The sequence below is a fragment of the Ignicoccus sp. genome, assembly GCF_056435145.1.
Window position 1 is genome coordinate 36,497 of record NZ_JBWNMZ010000014.1, and the last position, 26,078, is coordinate 62,574.

Annotated in this window: 31 protein-coding genes, 1 tRNA gene and 2 CRISPR repeat arrays; of the genes, 15 read left to right on the top strand and 17 right to left on the bottom strand. The window is 56.0% G+C overall.

The features are described 5' to 3' along the window. Positions 1-74: 74 nt before the first annotated feature. Positions 75-1,535 (bottom strand): acyl-CoA synthetase family protein, encoded by a 1,461-nt coding sequence (locus AC1HCZ_RS04620; protein ID WP_479462377.1) that lies wholly within the window; start codon positions 1,533-1,535, stop codon positions 75-77. A gap of 201 nt (positions 1,536-1,736) precedes the next feature. On the opposite strand from AC1HCZ_RS04620, the gene AC1HCZ_RS04625 reads away from it, so the two are divergent. From AC1HCZ_RS04625 to AC1HCZ_RS04640, 4 genes are read left to right on the top strand one after another with little or no spacing between them, the layout of a single operon-like run. Beyond that, positions 1,737-2,492: a hypothetical protein gene (locus AC1HCZ_RS04625; protein ID WP_479462378.1), complete on the top strand. Its 756-nt coding sequence runs from the start codon at positions 1,737-1,739 to the stop codon at positions 2,490-2,492. Further along, a complete protein-coding gene (locus AC1HCZ_RS04630) occupies positions 2,450-3,904 on the top strand; it encodes a hypothetical protein (protein WP_479462379.1) in 1,455 nt (484 codons plus the stop codon). The genes AC1HCZ_RS04625 and AC1HCZ_RS04630 overlap by 43 nt, the downstream gene beginning before the upstream one ends. An 18-nt stretch (positions 3,905-3,922) precedes the next feature. Next, entirely contained in the window at positions 3,923-4,780 is an 858-nt protein-coding gene (locus AC1HCZ_RS04635) for an ABC transporter substrate-binding protein (protein WP_479462380.1), read from the top strand. After that, positions 4,744-5,409, top strand: a complete 666-nt coding sequence (locus AC1HCZ_RS04640) for an ABC transporter permease (protein WP_479462381.1) — start codon at positions 4,744-4,746, stop codon at positions 5,407-5,409. The genes AC1HCZ_RS04635 and AC1HCZ_RS04640 overlap by 37 nt, the downstream gene beginning before the upstream one ends. On the opposite strand, the gene AC1HCZ_RS04645 is transcribed toward AC1HCZ_RS04640, so the two are convergent. Next, positions 5,372-5,956, bottom strand: coding sequence for an ABC transporter ATP-binding protein (locus tag AC1HCZ_RS04645; protein WP_479462382.1), 585 nt, complete (start codon positions 5,954-5,956; stop codon positions 5,372-5,374). The genes AC1HCZ_RS04640 and AC1HCZ_RS04645 overlap by 38 nt on opposite strands. Further along, positions 5,953-6,396: a hypothetical protein gene (locus AC1HCZ_RS04650; RefSeq protein ID WP_479462383.1), complete on the bottom strand. Its 444-nt coding sequence runs from the start codon at positions 6,394-6,396 to the stop codon at positions 5,953-5,955. Before AC1HCZ_RS04650 ends, AC1HCZ_RS04645 begins: the two co-directional genes overlap by 4 nt. 71 nt (positions 6,397-6,467) lie before the next feature. On the opposite strand from AC1HCZ_RS04650, the gene AC1HCZ_RS04655 reads away from it, so the two are divergent. Further along, positions 6,468-7,103 (top strand): MBL fold metallo-hydrolase, encoded by a 636-nt coding sequence (locus tag AC1HCZ_RS04655; protein WP_479462384.1) that lies wholly within the window; start codon positions 6,468-6,470, stop codon positions 7,101-7,103. On the opposite strand, the gene cas4 is transcribed toward AC1HCZ_RS04655, so the two are convergent. Both cas4 and AC1HCZ_RS04665 read right to left on the bottom strand, forming a co-directional pair. Next, on the bottom strand, positions 7,051-7,617 hold the full coding sequence (gene cas4 / locus AC1HCZ_RS04660) for a CRISPR-associated protein Cas4 (protein WP_479462385.1): 567 nt from the start codon (positions 7,615-7,617) through the stop codon (positions 7,051-7,053). The two genes, AC1HCZ_RS04655 and cas4, sit on opposite strands and share 53 nt — an antisense overlap. 26 nt (positions 7,618-7,643) lie before the next feature. Continuing rightward, entirely contained in the window at positions 7,644-8,249 is a 606-nt protein-coding gene (locus AC1HCZ_RS04665; protein ID WP_479462386.1) for an anthranilate synthase component II, read from the bottom strand. Positions 8,250-8,586: 337 nt separating this feature from the next. Further along, a CRISPR array of direct repeats spans positions 8,587-9,089; the repeat unit is 26 nt; unit sequence GTGGAGTCTCAAGAGAGGATAGAAAG. Between the two features lie 24 nt (positions 9,090-9,113). Between AC1HCZ_RS04665 and lysS the strand changes: the two genes are divergently transcribed. Next, on the top strand, positions 9,114-10,619 hold the full coding sequence (gene lysS, locus AC1HCZ_RS04670; protein WP_479462387.1) for a lysine--tRNA ligase: 1,506 nt from the start codon (positions 9,114-9,116) through the stop codon (positions 10,617-10,619). Positions 10,620-10,795: 176 nt separating this feature from the next. Here the strand turns inward: lysS and AC1HCZ_RS04675 are convergent, their stop codons facing one another. The 3 genes from AC1HCZ_RS04675 to AC1HCZ_RS04685 form a co-directional block, all read right to left on the bottom strand. Further along, positions 10,796-11,500 (bottom strand): peroxiredoxin, encoded by a 705-nt coding sequence (locus AC1HCZ_RS04675; RefSeq protein ID WP_479462388.1) that lies wholly within the window; start codon positions 11,498-11,500, stop codon positions 10,796-10,798. A gap of 131 nt (positions 11,501-11,631) precedes the next feature. Next, on the bottom strand, positions 11,632-12,357 hold the full coding sequence (locus AC1HCZ_RS04680) for an anaerobic ribonucleoside-triphosphate reductase activating protein (RefSeq protein ID WP_479462389.1): 726 nt from the start codon (positions 12,355-12,357) through the stop codon (positions 11,632-11,634). A gap of 69 nt (positions 12,358-12,426) precedes the next feature. Then, positions 12,427-13,275 carry a UbiA-like polyprenyltransferase gene (locus tag AC1HCZ_RS04685; protein WP_479462390.1) on the bottom strand — a complete coding sequence of 283 codons (849 nt, stop codon included), beginning with the start codon at positions 13,273-13,275 and terminating at the stop codon, positions 12,427-12,429. 469 nt (positions 13,276-13,744) lie between these two features. Between AC1HCZ_RS04685 and psmA the strand changes: the two genes are divergently transcribed. Continuing rightward, the gene (gene psmA / locus AC1HCZ_RS04690) at positions 13,745-14,464 is read left to right on the top strand and encodes an archaeal proteasome endopeptidase complex subunit alpha (protein WP_479462391.1); all 720 of its coding nucleotides are present in this window, start codon (positions 13,745-13,747) and stop codon (positions 14,462-14,464) included. Here psmA and AC1HCZ_RS04695 read toward each other — a convergent pair. From AC1HCZ_RS04695 to AC1HCZ_RS04705, 3 genes are read right to left on the bottom strand one after another with little or no spacing between them, the layout of a single operon-like run. Continuing rightward, the gene (locus tag AC1HCZ_RS04695) at positions 14,450-15,220 is read right to left on the bottom strand and encodes a 4-phosphopantoate--beta-alanine ligase (protein WP_479462392.1); all 771 of its coding nucleotides are present in this window, start codon (positions 15,218-15,220) and stop codon (positions 14,450-14,452) included. The two genes, psmA and AC1HCZ_RS04695, sit on opposite strands and share 15 nt — an antisense overlap. 11 nt (positions 15,221-15,231) lie before the next feature. Further along, a complete protein-coding gene (gene rpl12p / locus AC1HCZ_RS04700; protein ID WP_479462393.1) occupies positions 15,232-15,555 on the bottom strand; it encodes a 50S ribosomal protein P1 in 324 nt (107 codons plus the stop codon). A gap of 40 nt (positions 15,556-15,595) precedes the next feature. Then, a complete protein-coding gene (locus AC1HCZ_RS04705; RefSeq protein WP_479462394.1) occupies positions 15,596-15,925 on the bottom strand; it encodes a hypothetical protein in 330 nt (109 codons plus the stop codon). A 63-nt stretch (positions 15,926-15,988) separates the two neighbouring features. Here AC1HCZ_RS04705 and AC1HCZ_RS04710 point away from each other — a divergent pair, with 63 nt between their 5' ends. Both AC1HCZ_RS04710 and AC1HCZ_RS04715 read left to right on the top strand, forming a co-directional pair. Beyond that, positions 15,989-16,516, top strand: a complete 528-nt coding sequence (locus tag AC1HCZ_RS04710; protein ID WP_479462395.1) for a THUMP domain-containing protein — start codon at positions 15,989-15,991, stop codon at positions 16,514-16,516. A 14-nt stretch (positions 16,517-16,530) separates the two neighbouring features. After that, a complete protein-coding gene (locus AC1HCZ_RS04715; protein ID WP_479462396.1) occupies positions 16,531-17,253 on the top strand; it encodes an aldo/keto reductase in 723 nt (240 codons plus the stop codon). Here the strand turns inward: AC1HCZ_RS04715 and AC1HCZ_RS04720 are convergent. Then, entirely contained in the window at positions 17,250-17,804 is a 555-nt protein-coding gene (locus tag AC1HCZ_RS04720) for a hypothetical protein (RefSeq protein WP_479462397.1), read from the bottom strand. The genes AC1HCZ_RS04715 and AC1HCZ_RS04720 overlap by 4 nt on opposite strands. Before the next feature lie 101 nt (positions 17,805-17,905). On the opposite strand from AC1HCZ_RS04720, the gene AC1HCZ_RS04725 reads away from it, so the two are divergent. Continuing rightward, complete coding sequence (locus tag AC1HCZ_RS04725; protein WP_479462405.1) at positions 17,906-18,292, top strand: GIY-YIG nuclease family protein; 387 nt, start codon at positions 17,906-17,908, stop codon at positions 18,290-18,292. Here the strand turns inward: AC1HCZ_RS04725 and AC1HCZ_RS04730 are convergent. Together AC1HCZ_RS04730 and AC1HCZ_RS04735 are read right to left on the bottom strand one after the other, a co-directional pair. Beyond that, positions 18,177-18,575: a hypothetical protein gene (locus tag AC1HCZ_RS04730; RefSeq protein WP_479462398.1), complete on the bottom strand. Its 399-nt coding sequence runs from the start codon at positions 18,573-18,575 to the stop codon at positions 18,177-18,179. The two genes, AC1HCZ_RS04725 and AC1HCZ_RS04730, sit on opposite strands and share 116 nt — an antisense overlap. Before the next feature lie 54 nt (positions 18,576-18,629). Next, a complete protein-coding gene (locus tag AC1HCZ_RS04735) occupies positions 18,630-19,595 on the bottom strand; it encodes a succinate dehydrogenase/fumarate reductase iron-sulfur subunit (RefSeq protein WP_479462399.1) in 966 nt (321 codons plus the stop codon). A gap of 93 nt (positions 19,596-19,688) precedes the next feature. Here AC1HCZ_RS04735 and AC1HCZ_RS04740 point away from each other — a divergent pair, with 93 nt between their 5' ends. Continuing rightward, on the top strand, positions 19,689-20,072 hold the full coding sequence (locus AC1HCZ_RS04740; RefSeq protein WP_479462406.1) for a CBS domain-containing protein: 384 nt from the start codon (positions 19,689-19,691) through the stop codon (positions 20,070-20,072). Here the strand turns inward: AC1HCZ_RS04740 and AC1HCZ_RS04745 are convergent. Next, a complete protein-coding gene (locus AC1HCZ_RS04745) occupies positions 20,060-20,515 on the bottom strand; it encodes a COG2426 family protein (RefSeq protein WP_479462400.1) in 456 nt (151 codons plus the stop codon). The genes AC1HCZ_RS04740 and AC1HCZ_RS04745 overlap by 13 nt on opposite strands. 96 nt (positions 20,516-20,611) lie before the next feature. After that, a complete protein-coding gene (locus tag AC1HCZ_RS04750) occupies positions 20,612-21,634 on the bottom strand; it encodes a formate--phosphoribosylaminoimidazolecarboxamide ligase (RefSeq protein WP_479462407.1) in 1,023 nt (340 codons plus the stop codon). A gap of 83 nt (positions 21,635-21,717) precedes the next feature. On the opposite strand from AC1HCZ_RS04750, the gene AC1HCZ_RS04755 reads away from it, so the two are divergent. Further along, complete coding sequence (locus AC1HCZ_RS04755; RefSeq protein ID WP_479462401.1) at positions 21,718-22,644, top strand: prenyltransferase/squalene oxidase repeat-containing protein; 927 nt, start codon at positions 21,718-21,720, stop codon at positions 22,642-22,644. Between the two features lie 6 nt (positions 22,645-22,650). Continuing rightward, a complete protein-coding gene (locus AC1HCZ_RS04760) occupies positions 22,651-23,748 on the top strand; it encodes a glycosyltransferase (RefSeq protein ID WP_479462402.1) in 1,098 nt (365 codons plus the stop codon). Here AC1HCZ_RS04760 and AC1HCZ_RS04765 read toward each other — a convergent pair. Beyond that, positions 23,708-24,394, bottom strand: coding sequence for a hypothetical protein (locus AC1HCZ_RS04765; protein WP_479462408.1), 687 nt, complete (start codon positions 24,392-24,394; stop codon positions 23,708-23,710). The genes AC1HCZ_RS04760 and AC1HCZ_RS04765 overlap by 41 nt on opposite strands. Before the next feature lie 55 nt (positions 24,395-24,449). Here AC1HCZ_RS04765 and AC1HCZ_RS04770 point away from each other — a divergent pair, with 55 nt between their 5' ends. After that, on the top strand, positions 24,450-24,977 hold the full coding sequence (locus AC1HCZ_RS04770) for a macro domain-containing protein (protein WP_479462403.1): 528 nt from the start codon (positions 24,450-24,452) through the stop codon (positions 24,975-24,977). A 24-nt stretch (positions 24,978-25,001) separates the two neighbouring features. Next, positions 25,002-25,105: transfer RNA gene (locus tag AC1HCZ_RS04775), tRNA-Thr, on the top strand. Between the two features lie 449 nt (positions 25,106-25,554). Beyond that, positions 25,555-25,978: direct repeats of the CRISPR family, unit length 26 nt; unit sequence GTGGAGTCTCAAGAGAGGATAGAAAG. Positions 25,979-26,078: the final 100 nt, after the last annotated feature.

A 26,078-nucleotide genomic window follows, 5' to 3' on the forward strand; every position in this document is an offset into this window, starting at 1 on the left:
TCCAGCTCGTCCAAGACCGGTTGCCCAAGGTGAGTTTTGGGGGAAGGTCATAAACGTCTGAGAACGGAAAAAGCTTACTTGCCCCTCTGATCTAAGAACACTTGGAGCTTGTAGCCCTTCCACACGCTTTCGCCTGGCCTTATCCACTCTATCTCCACGTCCTCAGGGTTCAAGCCGAGCTCCCTCGCGATTATCTCCCTCGCCTCCTTGTCGTAGTCGGGCGGCGGCGGTATGGGTTTCCGGGTCTCGACCTTTATCTTGAGCTTATCCATATTATCATCGTAAACCACTATATTGTAGGCGCCGGTGGTGTCCGGTATCTGGCTCACTGCGTTCTCGACTACTATGGGGAATAGTAACTTGCCCTTCACCTTGAACATCCACTCCACTCTGCCCGGTATGAGCTCGGCGAACCTGCAGTGAGTTATGCCCAGCTCCGGAGTGGGGTCGCATATAAACTCGTTCTTCACGTAGTCGCCCAAGCTGTACCTTATTAATGGCATGGTGTAGTGGGTCAGCAAGGTGGCTATGAGTTCTCCCCTCTCCCCTTCGCCCGCGGGCTCGCCTTCGGGCTTTTCCCCATAGCTGCCGGGCACCACTATGTCGAAGATTTGGGTATCCTCCCAGAACACCAAGGTCCCGGGCGCGTCGGGAGGCTCGATGGCCATGTGGCCGTCCGTGGTGCCCCAGACGCTTATGACCTTCTCGACGTTGGGGTGGACTTCCATCAACTTTTCCTTAGTCTTTTCAGCTGCTGCCCCTCCGTGGAGCAAGAGCACCTTGAAGGGGGTAACCCAGCCCTCGAGCTTCGCTTGCTCGCCTATCCAGCGATGCAACCACGGGGTGGTCGCGAAGACGTCTACCTTCCAGAGCTTCATTATTAGCATGTGCCTGTCCTTCCAAGTGAAGAACGTCTCGCCGCCGCCGGCTATTGCAGTAGCGCCGCACCTCCACATAGCGGTCTCTACTAGGGGAGGCCCCCAGCTGTAGAAGCCGCTCATGTTGAGGTAGTTTGCGTATACCACGCCGGGCTTGACGCCGGCGAAGGTCCACAAGTACCTAGCTTGCTGCTCCTCGAAGTAGTCCAGCTCCACCCTCCCCCAGCCTTGGAAGGTGGGCATGCCGGTGCTGCCGGAGGTGGCACCTACGAAGTGGATGTACTTGGCCAGCTCTGGGACCATTATGGTACCGTAAGGCGGGTTCTTCTTCAAGTCGGCCCTTAAGTCCTTCTTGGTGAGGACCGGTATCTTCACGACGTCCTCGTGCGTCTTTATCATGTCCGGGTGGAAGCCCTTGCTCTTCCAGAACTTGTGGTAGAACTCGCTGTGCTCCCACGCCCACTTGACTATGGCCTTCAGCCTCTGGGTTTTTATCTTCTCCAGTTCCTCCCTGGGCATCCTCATTATCTTGGGGTTCCAGAGGACCTCGTCCCTCTTAGGGGGGTAGTCCGTCCTTATGAAGCCCTCTTCCCTGAACCTCCGCCCTTCCTCCAAGTAGGCGCCGAGGGGAGTGGCCCTAGGGTAGCGCTCGAACACGACTGCTCTACCACTAGCACGGAGGACCGGGGCGGTTTATAGGCATGTATTGACCAGCATATACTCGGATTATTTGAGTGTTTCGTAGGGCGAAAGTTTCCCTCCGGAAACCTTCTGACCAAAATTTTCGGTGTAAGGGATGACTTCTCAAAATTCATGTATATTTCCTTAATGCAGTACACAAGAACGCGGGGGAGCGGGGTGAAAGTGGCGTTGTTGTTAGTCCTCCTAGCGCTCGCGACCTACGCGATGACTTGTTCCTCCGGCGATCCCGGCTTGCTGAAGGCTTGCGAAGAGGTGGCTCCAAGGGTGGAGGGGCTCTGGGGGCAAGTTAACGCTGAGGTCGAGCTACGCTTGGGCGAGGCGAACTACGCCTCCGGGGTCCCCGGGTCCCACAAATATCTAGTTACCCTTACCGGTTTGAATTACTGCACCTTGGCTCACGAACTAACTCACGTGATAGAGATGGAGAAAGGGGCATACTGGCCGAGGTGGTTCGCAGAGGGGTTGGCTGAGCTGAGCTGCTACCTACTCTACCCCGAGCTTTACAAGAGGACTGGCTACGTGGACTGGCTCTCCAAGGGCTTCGGCGACTTGTCGCCCTACTTCTTCGGCCTCACGGTGCTCTACTACTTATACTCGAAGGGAGAGGACGTCTGGAGAGCCAGAGAGATGAGTCTTTATGAAGCTGCAAAGGCGTTCGCCGAAGCTATAAGCGCTGGGGCCACGCCTTACGGAGCGGCGCCGCTCCCCCCTCCCTTCGGCGAGGTCGAGCTCGAGGGAGGCTGGGCCTACGGCGGCACCCCTTCCGGCCAGTACTGGAAGTTCGGGAAGGTCGAAGTCTTCTACGGCCCCGGGAGGGTCAGCTACTTTCCGTTTTTAGCGCTCGTGTTGCCCCCGGACTGGCTGAGGAAGTGTGGACGCGTTGTAGGGCGGCGGGCGAGGAGAAGGGGATAGTCTACGTCGAGTGCTCGTACCTCAGGGCGCCTTGGGAGCAAGCGGAGGTTGAGGTGGAGGGAGAGGTTCCGGGGCTGGAGGGGAACAAGCTCAAGCTGGGCCTTATGGGGAAGGTCCTAATAAGGGGGAGAGAAGGGGAGAGGGGCCGCTTCGGCAACAAGGAGTTCGTGTTCCAAGTTCCGGAAGTAGGGACCTTGGGTAAGGTTAACGGCATGGTAATAATATATATCTTGGGGAAGGGGGAGTATCGCGGCAAGGTGTACGGCCAGAGGGTAGAGGGTCGGAGCGACGGGGAGGTCACGCTTCCGGTCTTCCCGGTGGGCGGGAGGAAGGCCTCGCTGGAGGTGGGCGGAATATATTTGGAGAAGGAGCTACCCAGCCCGGACGACCTAAACGAGTTGAACTTGGACTTTCCATATTCGATAGTGAAAGCCGGAAAGAGTTTGAAGGCCGTCTTCGAGGCCCCCTTTTACACTCCAAGGGGAGAGAGGCTTGAAGGGGAGGCGGAGCTCCCCTACGGGACGGTGGTGCTGTACCAAGGGGTCCCGGAGCCCCTCAGGAGGTTCAAGTCCAAGAAGGTCGGTGAGCTGTGGCTGGGGACTGTCGAAAGGGCCTTCAAGGTTAAGGGTGGGGTCGTAGTCCACGCCTCTAGGACTACCGTGGTCATAAAGGACGGCCGAGTCGTGGACTTGGGACTGAAGACTTCGTGCTACTACGATGACAACCTATATTCGATAGGAAACAAGGCATTTGTCGACGGGAAGCGCGTGGAGCTCCCCTCTGAGCCGTTCTCGTGCGTTAGGTACGCCGGCAAGGCGATCTTCTCGCTCCCGTCCCGGCCCGTGACCACAACCCTCGCGCTGCTCAGTCCCACTGTGGTGGTGGCCATAGGTCCCTCCAGCGTCCCCTGGAAGGTCCCTTGGGGCCCCTTCGAGAGGGCGAGGCTTTACGTGGTCGACGAGGGCTACGAGTTGGAGCTCTCCCAGGGGGCTTACGCCTTGTACGCTGGCAAGAGGCTGTACGCATACAACCTCTTCGGCGAGGCGCTCGCCTTCGACGAGGACTTTAGGAAAGTCTGGAAGAGGGATTCCAACGGAGTGAGGGACTTGGACGAGATCGCGGACAAGGTGGTCGTCAGGACCTTTGCCCCTCCGAGAGTCAGGCTCTACGAGGGCCGTAAGGAGGTCTTGAAGGTCCGCACCTCGCCGCGCTCGGCGGGGACGTGCTTGAACGACCGGGCCTTATTCGTCTTAGATCACGGTAAGCTAAGAATGTTCTTATTGAAAAGGAAGTTCTACGAGCTGGTCTCAGGGGCGGAGCCCGGAGAGCTGTGCGCGATCTCCGGGGACTCGGTCGTAGTGGTCTCTAAGGAAAAGGTGAGCTTTTGGAGGCCTTTAATAAAGGTCGAGTGAGGAGCCGAAAGGGGAGACTTGGACAAGAGGGCACTGTTAGCGATCGCGATCGTGATGGCCCTAGCCTTCACGGCCCTCTACCCAAGGCCCCACAACTCATTGAAGGCCTCTACTACGACCAGCTTGTACGACAGCGGGTTGCTAGACGTCCTCTCTTCGCATTTCAAGAAGGAGACCGGGACGAGCTTACAGTTCTTGGTGGTGGGCAGCGGCCAAGCGCTCAGGCTGGCGAAGGACGGGGCGGTCTGTCTCGCGTTAGTCCACGCCCCGCTGCTGGAGAGGAAGTACTCGAGGTATTTGAGCGACCACGTCATCTTCGCCTACAACTACTTCGTAATAGTGGGCCCGGAGGAAGACCCGGCCGGGGTGAGGAACTCCTCCAGCGCCGTCGAAGCCTTCAAGAGGATATACGAGGCCGGAGAGCGGGGCGAGGCGAAGTTCGTGAGCAGGGGAGATATGTCCGGCACGAACGTGAAGGAAAGGAGTATGTGGAAGCTCGCGGGCCTCGACCCGAAGGGTAAGGAGTGGTACGTGTCCACAGGCTCCGGCATGGCCAAGACCCTCATAGTAGCTAACGACATGAAGGCATACACTCTCAGCGACATCTCTACCTTCTTGAAGCTGAAGAAAGAAGGCAAGTTAGACAACTTAGAAATTCTATACACTAACTCGACCGAGTTGATAAACGTCTACAGCGCGTACCGCGTGAGGGGCTGCAAGGACCCGAAAGCCGTCGAGTTCTTGAAGTTCTTGAGGGGTGAGGGCCAAAGAATTATAGCTAACTACGGAAGGGAGGAGTTCGGCCTCCCCTTGTTCTACCCGGCAGAGGGGAAGGAGTCTTGGCTCTACCGGATATGGGAGGAGCTGGCGAAGTAGCGGAGCTGGCGCTCCGCTCCCTCTGGATCTCCGGCACTGCAGTGGCGTTGGCCTCCTCTTGGTCCATACCGCTCACCTTTTTGATTATAAGGTACAGGGCAATGAGGCCCCTCTTGTCGCTCTTCGAGGGATTGGTCGGAGTCCCAACAGTGTTGGTGGGCTTGTTCTTGTATGACTTGATATGTCCTAAGTGTCCCTTGGGCTCCTTAGGGTTGCTCTACACCCCGTACGCAATAGTCGTCGGAGAGGCACTGTTGGTGACTCCTTTGATAGTGGCTACCTCCTACTCAGCCCTCAGCTGGGCCTACCAGAACTACGGCGAGCTGGCGAAGACCTTCGGTGCCGACGAGCTCGAGGCCTTGCTGGCCTCGGCCTCGGAGGTCTTGGAGGAGCTGGCCGGGTCTGTTGCGATGGCCTTCTCGAGAGCGGTAGGGGAGCTGGGGGTGGCGTTGATGGTGGGGGGTAACATAGAGGGCCACACGAGGACGTTGAGCACGGCTATAGCATTATACGCCCAGATGGGGGAGTACGAGAGGGCGACGGAGCTGGGGTTGGTGTTAACCATACTGAGCGTGGGAACTTCCTTCGTCGTCAAGCGGTTCTTTCGAGAAAGGCCTTTCCGTCCCTAACCTTTATCTGCGGGAAGTCCAAGGGCTCGTGCGAGGCTACGACCACGATCTCCGCCTCGCCCAGGGCCCTAAGCGCCAGCTCCTTGTTCTCCTCGTCCAAGTAGCTCAGTATCTCGTCAACCATTAATGCCCTCGGCCTCACAGCCAACGCCCTGCCCAAGGTGACCAGCGCCGCTTGGCCGCTCGAGAGGGAGGCCGCGTCCTCATAGAGCAAGTCCTCTATACCAAGCTTCTTGGCCGCCCACGCGGGGTCGCCGGAACCCCTTATCTTTACTCCAAACTCTAAGTTCTTCAAAACGTTCCCCCTCAGCAGCACGGGAGATGGGGGAACGTACACCACCTCCCCCCTGGCGTCCTCCTTCCCGAAGGCCACGACCTTCCCCTTTATTGGTCTTATCAAGAACGACAGAGTCTTCAAGAGGGTCGTCTTCCCGGATGCGTTGGGTCCGGAGAGCCAGTACTTCCCGGGACCCAAGATCAAGTTGACGTCGTTCAGAACTACCCTCTTCCCGTAGGCCACCGTCACTCCTTCCGCCACTATGCTCACCGCGCCGGCACCCACCCCTCCATGAGCTCTTCCAAGTTCTTAGTCCTTACCACGTAGGCTTTACAGAGCACAGCGTAGAAGACTAGGGAGAGCATGTGGCCGAGGAGCGCGAAGCCGCTCCCGGAGGTCCTCTCGGGATCGGCGGTGACGTCCGTGCATTCCACCACCACTGCGTACTTCCCCTTACTGCCGGCCAAGTACCTAGCGTTGAAGTCCTCCTCGTCGCACCACCCGTACCGCTCTCCCCTCAAGTTCAAGGCGTTTCTCCAGAAGTTCGCATACTTGAGGGCGGTGTAGCAAACGTCCTCGGGGTCCTCAGGAGAGAACAGCGTAACTTCTTTCTTGATGATGTACCTCTTAGCCTCTCCCATTGAGAGCGTGAGGGTAACGCCGTCTATCGGTTTGATCAGTAAGGTTTCGTCCAACAGCTCAGTTTTCACGACGGAGTCCCGTAATACTTACGACAGCTTAGAGATATAATGGATCTGGGTTTGCCGAAAGTTGTGGTCACTTGAGGGTCTCCGAGGGAGTCTTCTTGCTCGCCGGCCCCCCTATCAACGACGAGGGTCAAGCCTTCCTAGTGAAGGCGGACTGTCCATTCTTGGTCGACTCTGGGGCTTTCGGGGAGATGGCGCTGCAGAACTTGTTAATGTACGAGGTGAGGCCTGAAGAGCTGGAGGTGTTAGTTAACACCCACGCCCACGCAGACCGGGCCGGAGGGGATTGGCTCTTCCACTCCCTCGGCGTTACTGTCGCGGCGGGGGAGAGGGACGCGTACGCGATACAGAAGGGGGACCCGATCTACACGGCCTCAAAGATGATAGGCGTAGAGCTCAAGCCTTGTCCGGTGGGGTGGGCGCTGAGGGGTGACGCCGAGGTGTGCGGGGCTGAGGTATTGTTGCTCCCCGGCCACACCGCGGGCAGCCTAGGCGTGTACTACGAAGGCGCTTTGCTCGCCGGGGACCTCCTCGGCCCCTTGAGCGAGGAGTGGGGGAGCGACGAGGAGGCTTGGAGGAAAAGCTTGGAAAGGGCCCTCAGCTTGGAGCCGGAGGTCATGTGTTCCAACAACGTCTGTTTCTATGGAAGGGAAAAGGTCAAGGCTGTGCTCGAGAAGAGCTTGGAGCTGGGTCCCCCTTGGCTCTCTTGACGTAAGGCAGCTTCGGGAACCAGTCGTCCCACCCGTCGCCCAGGGCGCGGCACAAGTCCTTGTAGGGACACTTCCGACACCACTTGCTCCTCTTCGGAGGGGGCAGGTACCCCTCGGAGACCATCTTGAACAATTCCAAAACCCTCTCTAGCTCCCCGACGTCCACCTCGAGGTTCCTCTCTCCGTTCCTATACTTTATCACGACTTTCTTCCGTCCCAAGAGCGCGGCGTAGAGGGAAGCTTGCAAGTAGTCCCCGTACCAGACGCCGTCTGACGGCCCTTCGCCGCTCTTTATCTCTACCACTGCGTCCTCCTTAACCACGTCGGCCCTCCCGACCACCTTCAAGCCCGCGAGCTCGCCCTTAACGTCCACTTCCGTCTCCTCCTCGAAGGCCTCCAGCAGCGCGTGCCAGAACTTCCCCAATAACATTTTCAACTTCTGGTACAGGGTAGTCTCCTTACCTAAGTGTTTCTCAAAGAAGTAGAGTCTGGGGCAGAAAGCAAAAGTCCTCAAGTCGGAGGGCCTCGTGGCGGACCACCTCAGAACAAGGAGAGGGGTTTGGAGAGGGCTAGGAAGTTCCTAATTATCTTCTGACCCGCGGGCAACGTGCCGATGCTCTCCGGGTGGAATTGGAGGCCGAAGAGCGGCAGCTCCTCGTGCCTTACGGCCATTATTTCTCCGTCACTCAGTGAGATAGCTTCTACTACCAAGCCCTCTCCGAGCTTGTCCACCACCAAGCTGTGGTACCGGGTGGCCGGGAACCTTTCCGGGAGGCCGAAGAACAAGGGTCCCCCCTCCTTTACTAGTATCTCGTCCACCACGCCGTGGTAGACCTTCTTCGCCTTCCTCAAGCTTCCTCCTAGCGCCACGTTTATTATTTGCATGCCCAAACAGATGCCGAGGATTGGTACTTTACCCTTGAACTTGTTCACCACAGTTATGCTAGTTTCAAACTTCTCCCTCTGTCCGTAGGGGTTCCCGGGGCCGGGGGAGAGGACTATGGCCGACGGCCTCAGCCTCTCCGCCGCCGGGAGCGAGAGCTCTTCTTGACGCAAGGTAGCTACGGTGAAACCCTCCTCCATGATTATTTGTTCAATATTGTGGACGAAGCTGTCCCTGTGGTCCACCAAGAGGACCGGCCTCAACGCGTGTTTCCTCCGGCCCAGCCCTTAGGGCCCTTAACTCTGGTTCGATCAGCTCTGACCGTTCAGCTACAGTATTATACAATTGTCATCTATAACTAATTGATCATTTGTTTATATATCTTAGCCCACTTGGGAACACGCTATATTCGAAACCGTACCATTACTATTCTCATTTCTCAACCCCCTTATATCTTTTCATGGGAACGCCCAAGGCCTTGGAGGTAAGGGCAGAGGAAAATTTCTTAAATGGAGAGAAAAATAGCTGGGAATTGTAAGGAAGCAGTAGAACGAAAGCCTTTTAAGGGAAGGAACTTGGAGCTTTATACGGAAGCGCTCGGCGGAGTCTCAAGAGAGGATAGAAAGAACGTCATTTCTGCGCACAGCCATCAGGCAGGCACTACGCCAGTGGAGTCTCAAGAGAGGATAGAAAGTAAATTTGTTAAGAATTTTATCCATTCCTTATATGAAAGGTGGAGTCTCAAGAGAGGATAGAAAGGAATGAGTGGCGGCGCAGGTACGCCCAGGCCTTGAGAATGGCCGTGGAGTCTCAAGAGAGGATAGAAAGCTAATCTGTCCTTGAAAAGTTAAGTGTTCGCTGAGCCATTCAGTGGAGTCTCAAGAGAGGATAGAAAGTGAACGCCGCTGAGGTCGCAATTGTCGCATTCCCTTGCGCCAGGTGGAGTCTCAAGAGAGGATAGAAAGGTATTTCCAGTTTGTTGTTCAACCTCTTTGCAACTTCAATTGTGGAGTCTCAAGAGAGGATAGAAAGCACTACCTTTACAAGCAGCGGACCATATCTCTTGTAGCCAATGCTGTGGAGTCTCAAGAGAGGATAGAAAGGTAAGGGATTCAACCTCCCTTTCGATGACCCTCCCGGTGCATGCCGTGGAGTGGTTGAACAAGATCGTCGATGAAATAATAAAGAGGAGGGGCGGGAGGGCGTTCGTAGTAGCTTCGGGGCTCACCACTTCCGGGCCGGCTCACTTGGGGACCCTCAGCGAGTTCATCTACCCCTACTCAATAGTCCAAGAGCTTCGTAAGAGGGGCTACGACGCTGAGTTCGTCTTTGTCGCCGACATAATGGACGCGTTCGACGACATCCCTCAAACACTCAAGGACAAGGAGGAAGAGTTGAGGAAACACTTGGGCAAGCCCCTAGCCGAGGTCCCTGATCCCTATGGCTGTCACAAGAGCTACGGCGAACACTTCCTAGCAGAGTTTTTGGAACTTATGGACAAGTTCGGCATAAAGCCGGATGAAGTACTGAAAGCGAACGAACTCTACGCCCAAGGCTGGTATGACGACTATCTGAAGCTGTTCGTAAAGCGGCGAGACGTAGTGAAGAAGATAATGGAAGAGACTGCAATGAGGAAGTTGCCAGAGGACTGGTGGGGGTTCGTCAAGCCTGTGTGTGAGAAGTGCGGCAGGATAGACAAGACTGTAGTAAAAAAGGTAGAGGACGACAAAATATACTACAAGTGCGAGGCGTGCGGCCACGAGGGAGCGGTCGACGTCCCCTCCCACCGCTGGAAGCTCGCCTGGAGGTTGGACTGGCCGTCGAGACAAGACTTCTTGGGCGTGGACGCCGAGGGGGGAGGGGTAGACCACTTCACTAAAGGGGGATCTTGGGACACGGCGAAGAGGATTCACAAGGAGGTCTTCGGGAAGGAGCCCCCTGTGGGCTTCCGTTACGGTTTCGTCTTAATGGACGGAAAGAAAATGAGCAAGAGTAAGGGCATAGGTGCCTTGCACGAGATAATGGCCCTCATCCACCCTTCAGTAATAATGTACTTCATACTAAAACACGATATAAAAGAGAACAAGAACTTCAAGATGGACCCGAGGTTCTTTATGCAGTTATATGAAGAGTACAGGAGAGTGGCCTTGGGCGAGGACAAAGACCCCAAGAGGAGGAGGGCTTGGGAGCTCAGCGGCGGGAGGGTCTGGAGGGCGGGGTTTGCGGACTTGCTCGTGTATTACCAGATATACCGGGACTGGAAGAAGGTGAAGGAGCTTACCGGGGACCCTCAAGCAGTCAAGGACTTGGCCCCTTACGTGGAGGAGTGGGTCAAGAGGGGCTTCGTGCCGGAGGAATACGAGGTGAACGTAAGGCAAGGGAAGGTGGATGACCCCAAGGGCTGCGAGTTCTTGAAGGCGTTGGCGCAAGAGTTGGAGGAGGGCATGGACGCGGTAGAGATACACAACAAGGTGTACGAAGTGGCGAGGAGTGTCGGCCTGAGCCCCAAGGAGGCCTTCAAGTTCGTTTACAAGGCGCTGTTGGACAAGGAGCGGGGACCCCGGGCGGGAAGACTAATAAAGGCAATAGGGGTTGGGAAGGCCAAGGAGATGTTCGAGAAGGCTTGTTCGTAGCGATCCTGTTTGGAACCTCAGGGAAGACGAGCCCGAGGGCCCTCGCGCCCGTTTGGGGCCCAAACTTCCTACCCAGGATGTCCCTCAGTAACCGGTGCACTCCTCACCGAGAGGGTCTCGGTGAGGGGATAGGGACTTCATCGAGGAGGAGACTGGGACGGGAACGAAAAAAGGAGTTACTTGCAGAGCTCCTTGGCGGGCCTCTCGAGGAACTTCTTGGCTTCCTCGACGTCCTCGGCGGGAGCCTTCTCGTGGCAGAACCACCAGTCGAAGCACTCGTACTTCTGCAACCTCTCCTTCGCCTCCTGCTCGGTGGAGGCGGGCGGGACTATTACGTGGTCCTTGATTATCTCGTTGCAAGGCCAGTTGGCCGGGGTAGCCCTTCCGAGCTTGTCGGTCACTTGTAAGGCCTTCAGCAGCCTCAGTATCTCGTCTATGTTCCTGCCCACGTTCAGCGGGTAGTACAATATCGCCCTCACGGTCCCCTCGGGGTCAACTATGAACACCGCCCTCACGGTCACTACGCCGCCCTCGGGGTGGAGCATGCCCAGCTTGGTGGCCACTTGGCCCAAGTGGTCAGCGATTATCGGGAACGGTATCTCGACGTTGAGCTTCTCCTTTATCCATTCCTTCCACTTGATGTGGCTGAAGCTGTTGTCGACGCTGAGGCCCAACAGCTCTGCGTTAAGTTTCTTGAAGTCTTCATACCTCTTCGCGAACGCTACGAACTCGGTGGTGCACACCGGCGTGAAGTCGGCCGGGTGGCTGAAGATCACTAGCCACTTGCCCTTGTAGTCGTCGGGTAGCTTCTTGGGACCGTGGTCAGTGTTTACTACCATCTCCGGAAGCTTCTCGCCTATCAGGGGGATCTGTCCCGGCATGGCTCTCTTCCGTGAGGTTCTGGAATCGGTTGCATAAAAAGTGGAGAGGTTCGATTTACGATGCGTTAAGCCCCTTCATCTCAAAATGCCTCTGGGGGCGTTCGACCGCAGTTTAGTTTGGAATTCCTAACTCATTCCAGCCAGCGCTTCACCTTCACCTTGTATTCCGGAAATTGGGTCGCCCAGAACGCTTCCTCCTCCTCGTCCATCCTCCCGGGGTAGCAGCGTCGCTTGCACCACTCCCCGTCCCTTGGCTCCGTCAACGGGGGGCCCACCAAGGGGTTGACCACTACCCTCGCCCTCTCGGGGTCGAACTTGTAAACTATCCTTTTTATGACATCCACGTGATTTCTAGTCAAGCCCTTGGCAACGGGGATCCTTATCTCGACTGGCTTGCCACTCTTGGCCAGCTCGTCGGTGCACTTCTCGAAGGTCTCCCAGATCGCGCTCGCGTTCCCGTTCAAGCCGGAGAGCTCGGGGAAGGGCACCTTAACGTCGAAGGCCACGTGGTCGGCCAAGCGGACCAGCTCTAAGGCCTGTTTGGTGGTACAGTTAGTGTTGAGGGAGAAGGGCACCCCATTTGACTTACTCAAGTTCGATATCTTCTTTACGAGTTCTGGCTGAAGTGTGGGCTCGCCGCCCGTCAAGTGGACGTAGTCGACGAACTCCTTGCTCTCCGACAAGTCTTCTAGAAACTTCGCCTCGATGAAGGGGGCACAGTCCATCCACTCCGCTTGCCTCCAGTTGTGGCAGAACGGACACTTCAAGTTACACCCGCAGGCCCAAACCGTAAAGGTGACTGCACCTTGGACGTCCACCAAGGAGAATGGCTTCCAACCGCCCACTAGCAGCTCCACTCCTTCACACCCGAAGGGTTGCTTAGGGGGCGGGGGCCCAATAGCTCAGTGGACGGGATATTAAAAGTTTTATGGCAAGGGAAGGAGTTTGAGGAGCGGGGCCCCTCCTACGGCCAGCCCCACTACGATGTTAGTTGTGAGGCTCTTCCTAGCCGCCTCCAAGACGTCCTTCTCGGCCTCCCCGAAGAGCTTGAACAGCAGCGCCAATCCAGCGGCGGTGAGGGCGGCCGAGAGGGAGTTGAGCTTGTAGAGCTTGATTGACCAAATTACCAGCCAAGCGAAGACAAGAGCGCAAGCCTCTGAGACGGCCAAAGCCTTCCTTACCCCTAAGTCCGCGGGCAGGCTGTGGAGGCCCTCCTTCTTGTCAAACTCTACGTCCAGAACTGCGTACAACACGTCGAACGAAGCTACCCAACAAGCGACGGCCACGGCGTAGGCCCACGGGACGGAGAGGAGGGCGTGGAACAAGCTGGGCGCGTCCCCGGAGACCGCCACAGCCCCTCCGACCACGGCGCTGCCGAGCACCGTCCCGAGCCAGAAGTGGGCTATTGGATATTTCCTCTTTATGTATGGGTATACGTAGGCCATTGCTGGAAATATGGGACTTAAGAGGAACGCGTATTCGTTCAACAAGTACGCAGATAGGAAGTATATAAGTAAAGAGACTAGGGCGAGGGCCCACGCCTCCCTCAAGCTAACCCTCCCGCTGGGCAAAGGCCTCTTCGCCGTCCTCGGGTTCTTAGCGTCTATCTCAGCGTCCACCACGTTGTTGACTGTTAGCGCAAAGCTCCTCATGCCGAAGAGGGCTGTGAATATTAGCACGGCCTCCTTGGGCGTAGGCAGCCTTACGAGCACCGCCCCAGAGTAAGCGAAGGGGAGGCTAAACAGCGTGTGTTCTATTCTAATGAGTTCGGCCAAGGCCTTGAGTTTCTCCTTAACCTTTGACCACCAACGCGGACCCGTCGCTGAGCCTTATCACCCTGTCAGGTACGACGCTCGTCAAGAGTCTCTTCATCTCCCTCCTCGGCCCGTTCACCACTTCTCCTTAAAGCCTCACTTTAAGGTAGATCCCGCAATTCGTTGGTATAGCCTCGGAAGGCCTCGATCAAGGCGTCCGTGCTCACGGCGTAGAGGACGTGAAACTTCCCGGCGAGCCCCTTGCCCAGCCAAGATTATTCGGGGAGGGGCGTAGGGCAATCAAGAAGTCCGGCGAGCCTTCGGCCCTCTCGCCGCCCGTTCGCGCAAGCTCTAGGAAAAGCGCGCCGTCGAAGGGCTTCCGATAGGGAGGCCCGGCCGACCGACGTGGGAGGCGAGGAACTTTATGAGGAAGCCTCACTCGTGATAACCTTATACTCGGCCCCCTTCTTCCCCATTCGGGTAAGAAGCGTTGGCGTTCGGCCTGGCCTCCCAGTTAGGCTACGACAGAGCAATAACCGTGTTCTCTCCGGAGGGCAAGCTCTACCAAGTGGAGTACGCCTTCGAGGCCGTCAAGAGGGGCTGGAGCACTATAGGCGCCAAGTGCAAGGAGGGCGTCATCGTGGCCGCCTCGAAGAAGAAGGTACAAACATTGGTCGACTTCGACAAACTAGAAAAAATACATTTCATAGACGAACACATAGTAACTAGCTTCGCCGGCTTGGCGGCCGACGGAAGGGTCTTGGTGGAGGTGGCGAGGAGGGCCGCCCTCAACTACCGCTTCCTCTACGACGAGCCCGCCCCGGTAGAGTACGTGACCAAGACCGTTAGCGACTTGAAACAAGTGTACACCCAACACGGGGGCGTCAGGCCCTTCGGGGTCTCTTTGATAATAGCCGGCGTTGACGAAGAGCCTCAAGTGTTCATGACCGAGCCCTCCGGGCAGTACATGAGCTACAAGGCGGTCGCCATAGGTCAGAACCACCACATCCTAATGGAGTTCTTGGAGGCACACTATAAATACGACTCCACTTTGGACGAGCTGATAAAGTTGGTGCTTAAGGCATTCTTGCAGGTTTCAGAGGGCGAAAAGGAGCCCGAGCTTTACGAAGTGGCCGTAGTACCGGTAGATACTAAAAGCGCTAGGAAGCTCACCGTGGAAGAGGTCGCCAAGTACCTAGAAGAGCTCTGAGGCCTTGATGTCCAACCACTTCTTTATCCATTTTACTACTTCTATCAAGTTCTTCGAGTTGTCGAATGCTTTCAAGACTGCTTCGGCCTCCCCCTTACTCATGGACTTAACGAACTTCGTTATGTTAGGTATGGCCCTAACCACGTTGTCGACCACGGTTATGTTAGCAGTTAGAGACGTCCTTGAGAAGGGGTTCAAGTCGATTGCTATTACCTTCTTCCCGTTCCTCTTTAGGGCTTCCGTGCGGTCCCCGTCCTCCAAGCCTACGAGCACCACGTCCGCCGAGGCTATCCCTTCGGAGCTGACCTTTCTCCTTTCCGAGCTGAGCCCTGGAAGCTCTCGGTCGGGGTTCCACAATACCTCCTCCGCCCCGTGGGCCCGGAGGAGCTCGGCGATCCTCTTGGCCCTCTCCTCCGATCTGTAGAACAAGTTTACTTCCAAAGGGGCCCCCAGGGCCTTGCTGAGCTCCACAAGCTCCCCGGGGACCAAGGCCGCCGCGTTCCCGTTGACGCTTATGACCGGCCTGCGGGCCAGCTTGAGCAGGGCCGCCGCAGCCCTCTCGGCCTCCAGGGCCGGTGGGAGCGTCTGTTCGCCCAATATGTAGTCGAACGCCTCTCCCCTGCCGTGAGCGATGAGGCCTTGCGCTACCACTACCCCTTCCCTGAACTTCTCGACCAGCCTTTCTCTATACATTAGGGAAAGGAACCTGGGGTGGTCCGGGGGCACGAAACTCAAGGCGACACCCAGCTTACGCAAAAAGCGGGGTTTTAGCCGAAGAGGGCCCCCAAGCCGGCGGAGAGCTCCTCCTCGCTGACAGCCTCCTTCTTTTCTTCCTCTTCTTCCTCTTCCTTCTTCTCCTCCTTCGCCTCGCCGCCGGCGGCGGCCGGTGCGGCAGCGGGCGCCGCGGCTACGGGGAAGGCGGCGTTCTTTATGGCCTCATCTATGTTTACCTCGCTCAGGGCGGCCACCAGCGCCTTTACTCTGGTCTCGTCAACCTCGACGCCCGCCGCCTCCAAGATCTTCTTTACCGAGTCTTCGGTTATCTCCTTTCCAGCTGAGTGTAATAAGAGCGCCGCGTAGATGTACTCCATACCCCCACCGGGAGGCGCAAGGGGCTTCCAGTTTATAATGCTATTTTGAGGCGTAACCCAAAGCCTTCTTAACGGCTGCTTCGTTACTCTTCACGAACTCTTCCCACTTCAAGGCCACATTTAAGAAGCTTGAGTCGCCGGTCTTTTCGTAAAGCCTCCTGGCGTCTTCTGCCAAGAGCCTGGCGGCCTCCACCAAGCTCAAGACGGCATTGATCTTCAAACACTTCTCTTTTTCTTCTAACTCGTTCAACTTCTTATAGATGGTCTTTAGCCCTCTAACGGTCGCTTCGCAGTCGCCCGAGGCGTTCCAAGCTAAGTAAGAGAAGGCGAAGGCCAGCGAGGAGAAAAGCGCGCACAGAAGCTCCAACAACCCCCGTACCCGGCGGCCCCTTCTAAAGGGGCCCTTTGTGTGGCTCCTTGGGGTAACTCGAACTTGAGCGAGTTTAACGTCACGGTGGCGTGTTGGAGGGGTCGGGAGCACAAAGCCGAAGCCGAGCTGAGGAGTTACTGGGGGAAGGAGTTCTACGTAGTGAGGAAACAGCCCAGCTATTTGATAATAAAGTACAAGGGCAACCCATTCAAGGCCGTCGAAGAGTTGAAGGAGCTCGTGGACCCCCGCTACACCGTGTTATTGAAGGCGGTTCCCTACGACTTTTCCGTACCTGCAGACATAGAGGACGTAGTCAAGGCTGTGAGCAAAGCAGCGCAGAAGATCCCAGAGGGGGAGACCTTCCGGATAACCTTGGAGGGCCCGCTCTTCGAGCTTCGGGGGGAGCGGTGGACCGAGCTCGAGAGGGAAGAGGCCATTAGGAGGATAGCCTCCGTGGTCAACAGGCCGGTGAAGTTGGAAGGCTACGATTGGGTCGTCTACGTAAAGAGTTTGCCCTTGAGGGGTTCCCAGTTCGCCGGCGTGAGCGTCCACAAGCCCTCTCAAGTATTCAAGGTGAAACCTTACAAGTGAGCGGGGAACCGGCGTTGCGCAAGATAGGCGGCGAGGCCGTTTCTGACATAGGACTCGGTTCTTGGGCGGTGAGAGACCCCAAATCGTTCGTAGAGACGTTGGTGAAGGCGTTCGAGATGGGAATAAATTTGGTTGATACTGCAGAAATGTATAGGACAGAGCCCTTCGTGAGGGAAGCCATGGAAATTTACGGCAGTAAGGACATATTTGTGACAACCAAACTTTACCCTTGGAACGTGAGGCACGACTGCGAAAAGGCCCTCAAGAGGCAAGTGGAGAGGCTCGGGAAGGTGCCTGACTTAACCTTGGTTCACTGGCCAGAGGACATAGCTACGGAGATAAGGGAGTTGGAGAAGATGGTCGACAAGGGTCTCACAAGGATGATAGGGGTCTCTAACGTTACTAAGGAGCAGCTGGAGGTGGCACTCCAAGCCACGAAGAAGCACGAAATAGTTGCTGTGCAGAACAAGTATAGTCCCACATTCACTGCAACCGAGGAGCTCCTCCCGACCTTGGAGGACAAGGGGATAGCGCTACAAGCCCACACGCCTTTGGACAGGGGGAGGGCGCTCGAGCTGGAGTGGGTGAGGAGGAAGGCCGAGGAGCTCGGCGTGCCGCCGGCGGCCGTGGTCGTAGCTTGGCTCCTCTCGAGGTCCCCGGTTGTAATACCAATCCCAAAGACGGAGAGGGTGGAACACTTGACAGAGCTGCTGGAGGGGACCAAAATAAAGCTCTAGCCGAGGGCTTGAACTTCCATCCTTCCCGTGAATCCGAAGCCCTTCCACGACACCACGAAGGCCTCCCCCTCCTTGCCGTCGTGCACGAGCAAGTAGAACACCGACTCGGCAGAGAGCTTCAGAATCACCTCTACTCCCCCTTGAGGGGAGGGGACCTCGGCCAAAAGGCTGACCAAGCCGAGCTTGGGAAAAACCCTTACTTTCTTAGCGTCTTCCAACATAAATGATATTATGTTTCCCCACGGAGGGCACTCCGTGCAAACTTTGTATACCTTCCCGGTCTGAATTACAGTCTCTTTGACCGGGATGCCCGGGTATACCACGGAGTCCTTGATGAACTCGAATCGAAGCTCGCGCGCAGTGCTCTCCTTAATTCCCCCCACGAGCGGGTGGGGCAACCTCCCTCTGCCGACCTTAGGAAAGTCCTTGACAAATACATAATACTTAGTTCTCTCATCAAAGAAGTACGGAGTGATGAACGTAAGCGGCGCAAACCCTCTTATATAATCTCCGCTGTATTCGTAAGAATTAGTAATGACCAAATTCGCCATTTAAATTCCCTCAGAGGTAGTTCGCGCACTTATGGGTAAATTTAGTCTCCGCTCGAACGGGGACTTCCGTGGAGGACTCGAAGGGAGCTTACTTATTGATCGTGGAATTAGAGGAGAGGTTGGAGAGGTGGGGCTTAGAGCCCGGGGTTTACGCGTACGTAGGCTCCGCGTGGGGACCGGGGGGCTTGTGGGCGCGGGTGAAGAGGCACTTGACTAAGAACTTCACCAAACCTAGGTGGCACGTGGACCGCTTGACCATGAAGGGGAGGCCGCTGGTCGCGTTCTTGTTCCCCGGACTGACCGAAGAGGAGCTTTATAATGCCGTCTCGGGAATCCTCGAGCCAGCCGCCAAGGGGTTCGGCTCCAGCGACACTAAGCATCCAACTCACTTGTTTGTAATGGAACCCCGAAGGCTGCCGGAGCTGTTGGCGCGGGTTCACAGCCTACGCAAGACAAGTCGAACAGAGAGTCCCTCCAGTACATCATAGATATTAAGTCTTCTAACAGGAACTCCGGGATTCCGAACTCCCTCAACGTGGGCTCCAAGTCCGCCACGTCTTCCGGGAGGGGCTGGGACTCCGTGATCACGCCCACGAACACGTTGCCCTTACTAATTATTGCCGCCTTGTTACAGAGGTAAACTGCTCCGTTGGTATAGCACTTGCTCAAGTACCTCTTCCAGAGATCCATGCTAACCGACCTAACCTCCCCGTTTTCCTTTATTATAACCACCTCTTTCCTCTCGGGGTAGCTTCTGGCTACGAACTTCAACTCTCGCCCGTCGGGGGGTAGGGTGGAGAAAGAAATATAAGGGGATTTTTGGAGTCATACCCGTCCCTGTTCCTTTAAAATCCCGCCCACAGCTGCCCTAAAGGCCTCCACCGCCCGGCGGTCGGCCTCGCCGGGCCTCGGCTTGTAGGGCCTCCTCTTCCACCCGCCCCTGACCAGCCTGGGCAGCGCGTCCGCAACCGCCTCGGTTAAGCCGGTGGAGGTAAAGATTTCTACCTCGTCCGCCCTTCCGTATTTGGCTATGCTGTTTATCGTAGCTATCACGTGTTTGACGGCCTTCTCCGCGTACTCGCTCTTAGGTGACTTGACGTCATCGTTCCTCATACGTTTGAATCTGAGCCCGTGCTTCAAGTTCTTCGGGCAAGAAGTCCCGCAGTTCTTACAAGCCACACACATCCACAAGCTCTTCTCGTTCAAGTAGACTCTCTTCCTCCCCAAGGCGTCTCTCGGGTCGTAGGCGAAGCGGTATACCTTGACCAGCGCGTGGGGTCCGGCGAACTCCTCGTTTACCTTAGTCACCGGACAGACGCTGTAGCATATTCCGCACCAGACGCACTGGGCGGAGCTCCACAAGTCCACTTGGACCGCTGGGAGCATCGGGTACCACTTGTCAGATTTGAGCACTTCTTCCTTGGGGACGAGGTAGGGTTTGGCCGAAAACATCCTCCTCTCGAAGTCCGAGCGATCTACTATTAAGTCCCTCACCACCGGCATGTTGTCCAAGGGCTCGACCACTATCGTTCCGCCGCCCTCCTCTGCGGCCTCTAAGGCGTTCGTGAGGCAGGCCAGCCTCGGCCTCCCGTTTATCTTAACGGCACAGTTGCCGCAGACGCCCATCTTACACAGCGGCCTGTACGCCAGCTTTGGGTCCCTCTCCTCCCTAACCCTCTGTAGTGCCACAGCGACGGAGGTGTACTTGTCCACCTCCACCTCGTACTCTTGCCACCACGAGACCTTGGTGACCGGGTCGTACCGGGCCACTCTGAACTTTACTTTGGGCAACCTCCTCCCTAAGGGAGTCGTGAGGCCCTCCCTTTAGACTCTCCCCTTCAAAAAGGGGAACGGCTAGCCGCCGCCCGGGAACGCGTCTTGAAAGTGGCTGAGATCGCCCGGGAGGCTCCTTGGGTCACGCCGACCACTAAGGTCCGCGAGGCGGCGAAGCTTATGGAGGAGTCGATGGTGCCTTGCGTAATGGTGAGGACCGTCGACGGGGAGTTCGTAGGAATATTCTGTAGGAGGGAACTCGTCTCAGCGGCCTCAGAGAACAACTGCGACGACGTTATAGAAGACTACGTAAACACGGAGCCGTCTTTCGTCAGTTATGCAGCAGACGTGATAGACGCGATAAAGCTGTTCAACAAGTATAGGGAGGAGGAGTTGGTAGTCCTCAACGAGAGCGAGGAGCCTTACGCGGTAATAACAACCATAGACGTGGTCAGGATAGCGGGCAAGATACTCGAGTCCATTTATGGAGAATGAATTAAGTAGGTTAAACTCATTATTGCTGTAGTAACCGCATTTCCCGCGAAGATCGCCAGTACGACGTCCCTCCTCTTCAAACCCAAGAGGTACCCCGCGAGGGCGCCCGTCCACACCCCGGTGCCGGGAACGGGGAGCGCAACAAAGGTCGCCAGCCCCAGGGTGCCCATCTCTTCTACCTTCTTACTGGACTTGCTTTTGGTCCTTTCTACAACCTTCTCCAAGACCCTTGCTCCGAGCTCCCACTTACCCTTCAAGAAAGCCTCTACGCGGGGAAAGGTCTTCTCTAGTAATAGATAAACGGCCACCCCCGCGGAGGAGCTTAACAAGTAGCTCAAGGCGGCGTACTGGACCCCGCAGTTGGCGAAGGCCAAGCAAGGCACGGAGCCGCGCACCTCAACGACGGGTAAGGCCGACAGCAAGACACAGGTCAAGCACTTCAAGCCTCTCCCTTCCTCCCACGGGCACCGGAGCCCAAAAGGCCTCGGTGGGGTAACCGCCTCCTCATCGGGAGTGCCCTCGGGCACCCCGAAAACACCTCATCTCAGCACTTCCTCCAGCCTCCCGGAGTCTCTGGCCTTCCTTATCTCCCGCGCTATCCTCCTTCCCGCGCTCATGGGCTCGTCCCAGTACAAGTAGGAGTAGGTGCTCCCGTTAACGTACAAGTTGGTTCCGGCCACTATCCTTCCGGAGAACTCGAACACTACCACCTCTCCTTCCTCCGTTATTATGGACTCCAAGCAGAAGGGGCCCACAAGCTCCTCTCCCAAGACTTCCTTCGTGGTTTCCACGAAGTCCTTTCCATACTTGTATACGTCAACCAACAAGCTTTCTCTCAGCACCACGGGTACGTTGCCGACGACCGTGAACGAGGGCCTTACGCCGGCGGCCAGCTCCGGGGGGAGCCTGCGCAAGCCGTCCACGTTGCTCTCGTACCTAATGTCCATTCCAGTTATCTCTAACCTGCTGTAAATTGGGGAGTTGAAGAAGTGGTAGTACGCCGGCACACCTATGACGTATTCTTGAATTATGTAGTTGCTGGGGTTACCTAGGGCTTCTAACTTCCTCCTCACCTCCTCCGGGGTCTTGGCCAAGAAGTAGCCCTTACCACCCTTGGCCCCCCCGAGCTTGACTATGACCAAACCGTCAACCTCGTCCGGGCTGTCGTACTCCTTGGGGACCCTTATCCCGGCCTTCCTCAACAGTTCCATCTTCTTCTTTTGGTCTGACTCCCAGAGGAGTATTTTTCTGGACCCGAAGAGCGGGACGGGGTAGTCCAAGAGGCCCTCGACTCCTACGTACTCCACAAAGCTCCCGTGGGGCACTATCACCGCATTGGAGGCCAGAAGCTCGTTCGCTACGACTTCGTCCAATATCTCCTTCCAAGTCTCGACTACAATGAAGGAATCTATTAAGTGAGAGAAAGTTGAGTAGAACTCGTACCTATCCCTCTTCACTATTAAAACGGTCCTCAAGCCCTCCTTCTTGGCGCCGTGGAGGATCTGCAGCGCTGAGTGGCTGGCCGCTGTCGCTATTGCGAGCTTAGACAAGTCATATTCCATCAACACATCGGCTACATTCAATGTAGACCACTCTGTTTTCGAGTGATAAACCGCCCCCCTTTAGAGGCAGCTGGTCGAGAGAGTTGGCTTTTACCATAGACGAGCTAGACAACGCTGTTCAGCGGGGCGTTACTTGGCTGAAGACCAGGCAGCTGGAGTGCGGCGGCTGGGGAGCTTGCGACTCCTCCCAGACCGGCTTGACCGGGTTGGTAATAGTAGCCTTGAGGGAAGCGGGTTTGAGTTCCGACGACGTTAGCATAAGGCAAGCCGTCAAGTTTATAATGGAGAGGCAAAGGAAGGACGGCTTCTTGCAGTGGTCCTCCCCTACCGAGCCGGGCTCCTTCTACGGAACGGCCAGAGCGCTCTTGGGTTTCTTGGTGGGCTCAGACGACGAGACATTAAAGCATTACGAAAAGAACGTCATTACTTCCGTTAACGCGCTCGCTGCGGGCGAGACGCCCTGCGGCGGCTGGGAAGCGAACCCCGGAGGGGGGTTGAGCGAGTGGGCCACCGCGGAGGTCCTCTACTCCATGTTTTATGCCGGAAGAAAGTATGTGGACGAGATATTCAGGGCACCAATGCACTACTACGTTAGGATGAGAAAATGGTTCGAGAAGAGACAAAGCTTGAACGGATCTTGGGACAACAACTGCTTGGACTGCACTGCCAGGGTGGTCCTATTTTTGAGCCTCTACGGCTATAGGGGCATAGAGGTCCAGAACGCCGTCAGCTTCTTGCTGAGCCATTTCAAGGACGACAGGATAGGCGAGAGCCCGTGGGCCACCGGCTGGGGCTTGTTGGGCCTCCTGGCGGCGGGCCTCAAGAACCCAATAGTTAGGGAGGCGGTGGACAAGTCCGTCCTAACTCTGTTGGAAGCTCAACTGAGCGAAGGTGGGTGGCCCGTGTTCTACGACTCTAACATGGCGTACGAGAGCGTCACGGCCGTGGTCGTTTGGGCCTTGTCGCTTTACAGAAACTTAAGGTACGGCCTATTCTCGGTGCTCGGATGAGGCGGATTGACGGACGTCTCGGTAATTGTACCGACGTACAACGAAAGGGAGAACTTGCCGGTAGTGGCCAAGAGGCTCGACGAGGCGATGGGGAGAGCCGGGATAAGTTATGAACTGGTAGTAGTGGACGACGACTCTCCGGACGGCACGGCCGAGGTAGCTAAGAATTTGAAGCTCAAATACGGCAAGGTAAAAGTTGTGGTGAGGAGGGGCGAGAGGGGGCTTGCCAGCGCTGTTATGAAGGGGTTTGAGGTAGCTGAGGGGAAGTACTTCGTAGTAATGGACGCAGACTTACAACACCCCCCGGAGGTCGTGCCGAGGCTCGTGGAGGAGCTGGAAAGGGGCTGTGACTTGGTGATAGCTTCCAGATACTCCAAGGAGGGTAGGATAGAGGAGTGGAACGCCATCAGGAAGATCATAAGCAAGGGAGCAACCCTGTTAGCAAAGTTGCTCGTACCCACAACCAAGTATACTACGGACCCCATGAGTGGGTTCTTCGCGCTGAGGAGAGAAGTGGTGGAGAGGGCGAAGCTCCCCCTCAACCCCTTGGGATACAAGATACTCCTAGAGCTGCTCGCCAAGGGTAACTTCGAAAAGGTCTGTGAGGTCCCTTACGTCTTCGGCAAGAGGCTGGCTGGCGAGTCCAAGCTCGGCGGGAGGGTGATGTTGGAGTACTTGTTACACCTAATTAAGCTGGCGAAGGAGACGGGCGAGTTCAAGAGGATGCTAGTGTTTGCGACTGTAGGCGCCAGCGGGGTGGCGGTCAACGAAGGCGCGCTTTACGCGGTCTACGAGCTCTTGGGCGCCAAGTCCTTGGGCGCCCTCGGCTTAGCGCTCGCGGGCCTCGCGGGCTTCGAGGCCTCCGTAGTTTACAACTTCCTCTTACACGAGAAGGTGACGTTCAGGGACAGGAGGAAAGGCTCCGCGGCGAGGAGGTTCCTCCACTACCAGGCGGCCAGCGCTCTGGGCGCGACCGCACAGCTCGCGTTCCTCTTAGGCTTAACATACGCGGGCGTGCACTACTTGGTCTCTAACTTGATAGGTATAGTGGTCGGACTCGGGATTAGGTACTCTTACTCCGCCACAAAGGCTTGGCCAGCGTGAGCAAACACTCAACCCCCTCCGAGATCTCTTCCAAGTAACCCGGCAATACAAACTCTTGCAAAATCATGATTAAAGTCGCTACCAATATAGATGCCAAGGGGCTCACGAGTAAGTGGGCTAAGAAGGGAGACAGACCAATCGTTTCGCCTAAGAGAATTATAGCTGCGACCCTCAAGGCGTTGAAAGGATAGCTCAAGAGGTAGCCTAACGCAGCTGCCAAGAGTCTCTTCCGAAGGCTTCCCCGGGCAACCAAGGGCATGAGGGCCAAGAACGCCCCAGAGCGAAGGGAAGAGCAACCCACCGCGTAGAGCGCGTAGGGCTTGTGGTGGTAGGATATCGTTATTTCTCCGCCGACCACTCCCATCTCTATACCAAAGGGGGATAGGACCCAGTTGTTGAAAGCTATGTCAGTTGCTGCGATATTCAAGAACGCGTCGTGAGGAAGGAGCCTCGGCAAGAAGTAGCCGCTGAAGCCGGCGAAGAGTACTAACAAGGCCCTCTTGTCGCACGGAGCCCGTAGAAGTATCGGAAGCCACAAGGCCTCCAACGCGAGGACCTCCTCCGGGTTGAGCTCCCCCGCGGAGGCGTGAACTCCCAAGGCGTGGGCGGTTAACAGCAACAAGGCCGCCGCAGCGAGCTTCTCCATCAAGCGCGCTTCCCCTCAAAAAACTTCTCCCTCCTTAAACCTCCGGGGCCCGCGGTTGAGGATCAAGGTAGGCTCTTGCGAGGTCGTGTTGACTAAAGGGGACATAACCGAGTTCGAGGGAGATGCTCTGGTCAACGCTGCCAACAGCTTAATGCTCATGGGAGGGGGAGTGGCCGGGGCCATAAAGAGGAAGGGGGGAGAGGAGATAGAGAGGGAAGCCGTCGAGAAGGCCCCGGTGCCCGTAGGTGAGGCCGTCGCCACCTCGGCAGGCAAGCTCAAGGTGAGGTACGTAATTCACGCCCCGACCATGGAGAGACCGGCCTTGAGAATACCCCCGGAGAACGCTTACCTAGCAACCAAGGCCGCCTTGAATGTAGCAAAGGAGTTGGGATTAAGGAAGGTCGCGTTTCCAATGATGGGTGCTGGAGTGGGAGGGTTGAGCGTGGAGACGGCCGCTAAGGAGATGTTGAAAGCTATAAATGAGCTTTGCGAGAACATGGAAATATGGCTCTACGCCTACGGTGACGAAGCCTACGAGGAGCTCTTGAAGGCTGTCCGAGAGTTCATGGAGAGCGGTTCATAAACCCCTTTTCGGCCCCCTTTCCGGGCCGCCGTAGCTCAGCTGGCAGAGCGCCGGCCTTGTATCCGGTACTTTGAGTATACCGGCCGGAAAGCCGGTGGTCGCGGGTTCAAGTCCCGCCGGCGGCTCCACAACATTAAATCCTGCCGAAACCTTAACCCCTTTGTGAACTCAAGAATTCCTACGGATTTTGGAGGTCTACCCTAAGGTTGCCTCGACCTCCTTATCGCTTTCTATCTTTATCTTTAATTTATCCTTAACGTTTTCGGTCCGTCCGCTTTAACTCTAAAATTATTCTTTTACGGCTTCTCGTTAGTATTACAAATAATCAACTTTTTCTCACTCATCATTTCCATTTTCCTCATTGAGCCCGTGGGAACACGCTATATTCGAAACCGTACCATTACTATTCTCATTTCTCAACCCCTTTATATCTTTTCATGGGAACGCCCAAGGCCTTGGGGGTAAGGGCAGAGGAAAATTTCTTAAATGGAGAGAAAAATAGCTGGGAATTGTAAGGAAGCGGTAGAACGAAAGCCTTTTAAGGGAAGGAACTTAGAGTTTTATACGGAAGCGCTCGGTGGAGTCTCAAGAGAGGATAGAAAGATTCACTTTGATTGGGTGACTTGGGTGACTTCGAGATGTACATGTGGAGTCTCAAGAGAGGATAGAAAGGTGGGTAGCAGTAGAAACATTGTTGCAATACTCTCTACGGAGTGGAGTCTCAAGAGAGGATAGAAAGACGACGTCGTGGCCGCTTCCAAGTCTCCCTTTTATTGCGTCTGTGGAGTCTCAAGAGAGGATAGAAAGACTTGTAAATGCTTATGGGCTTTCTTAATCAGGTTTTTGTGTGGAGTCTCAAGAGAGGATAGAAAGTTTTGAGAGTGCGCATGCAAGGAAAAATTGTTTTCACGTGGAGTCTCAAGAGAGGATAGAAAGTTATTTACCTAAGCCACAGTAGTAAATTACATTGGGTGAGTGGAGTCTCAAGAGAGGATAGAAAGATATATGCACGCCTACCATTGTCAAACAGCAAAATGGGTTTCGACGAATTCACAAGAATAGAAAGCTGAGAACGCGATTGCGAATACAACGGCAGTTGCC

Excerpts from the sequence above, each read along its gene's own strand:
- AC1HCZ_RS04750 (WP_479462407.1), bottom strand. The coding sequence starts at position 21,634 with ATGGAATATGACTTGTCTAAGCTCGCAATAGCGACAGCGGCCAGCCAC.
- AC1HCZ_RS04720 (WP_479462397.1), bottom strand. The coding sequence starts at position 17,804 with ATGGCGAATTTGGTCATTACTAATTCTTACGAATACAGCGGAGATTAT.
- AC1HCZ_RS04765 (WP_479462408.1), bottom strand. The coding sequence starts at position 24,394 with ATGGAGAAGCTCGCTGCGGCGGCCTTGTTGCTGTTAACCGCCCACGCC.
- AC1HCZ_RS04675 (WP_479462388.1), bottom strand. The coding sequence starts at position 11,500 with ATGCCGGGACAGATCCCCCTGATAGGCGAGAAGCTTCCGGAGATGGTA.
- rpl12p (WP_479462393.1), bottom strand. The coding sequence starts at position 15,555 with ATGGAGTACATCTACGCGGCGCTCTTATTACACTCAGCTGGAAAGGAG.
- lysS (WP_479462387.1), top strand. The coding sequence starts at position 9,114 with ATGACCCTCCCGGTGCATGCCGTGGAGTGGTTGAACAAGATCGTCGAT.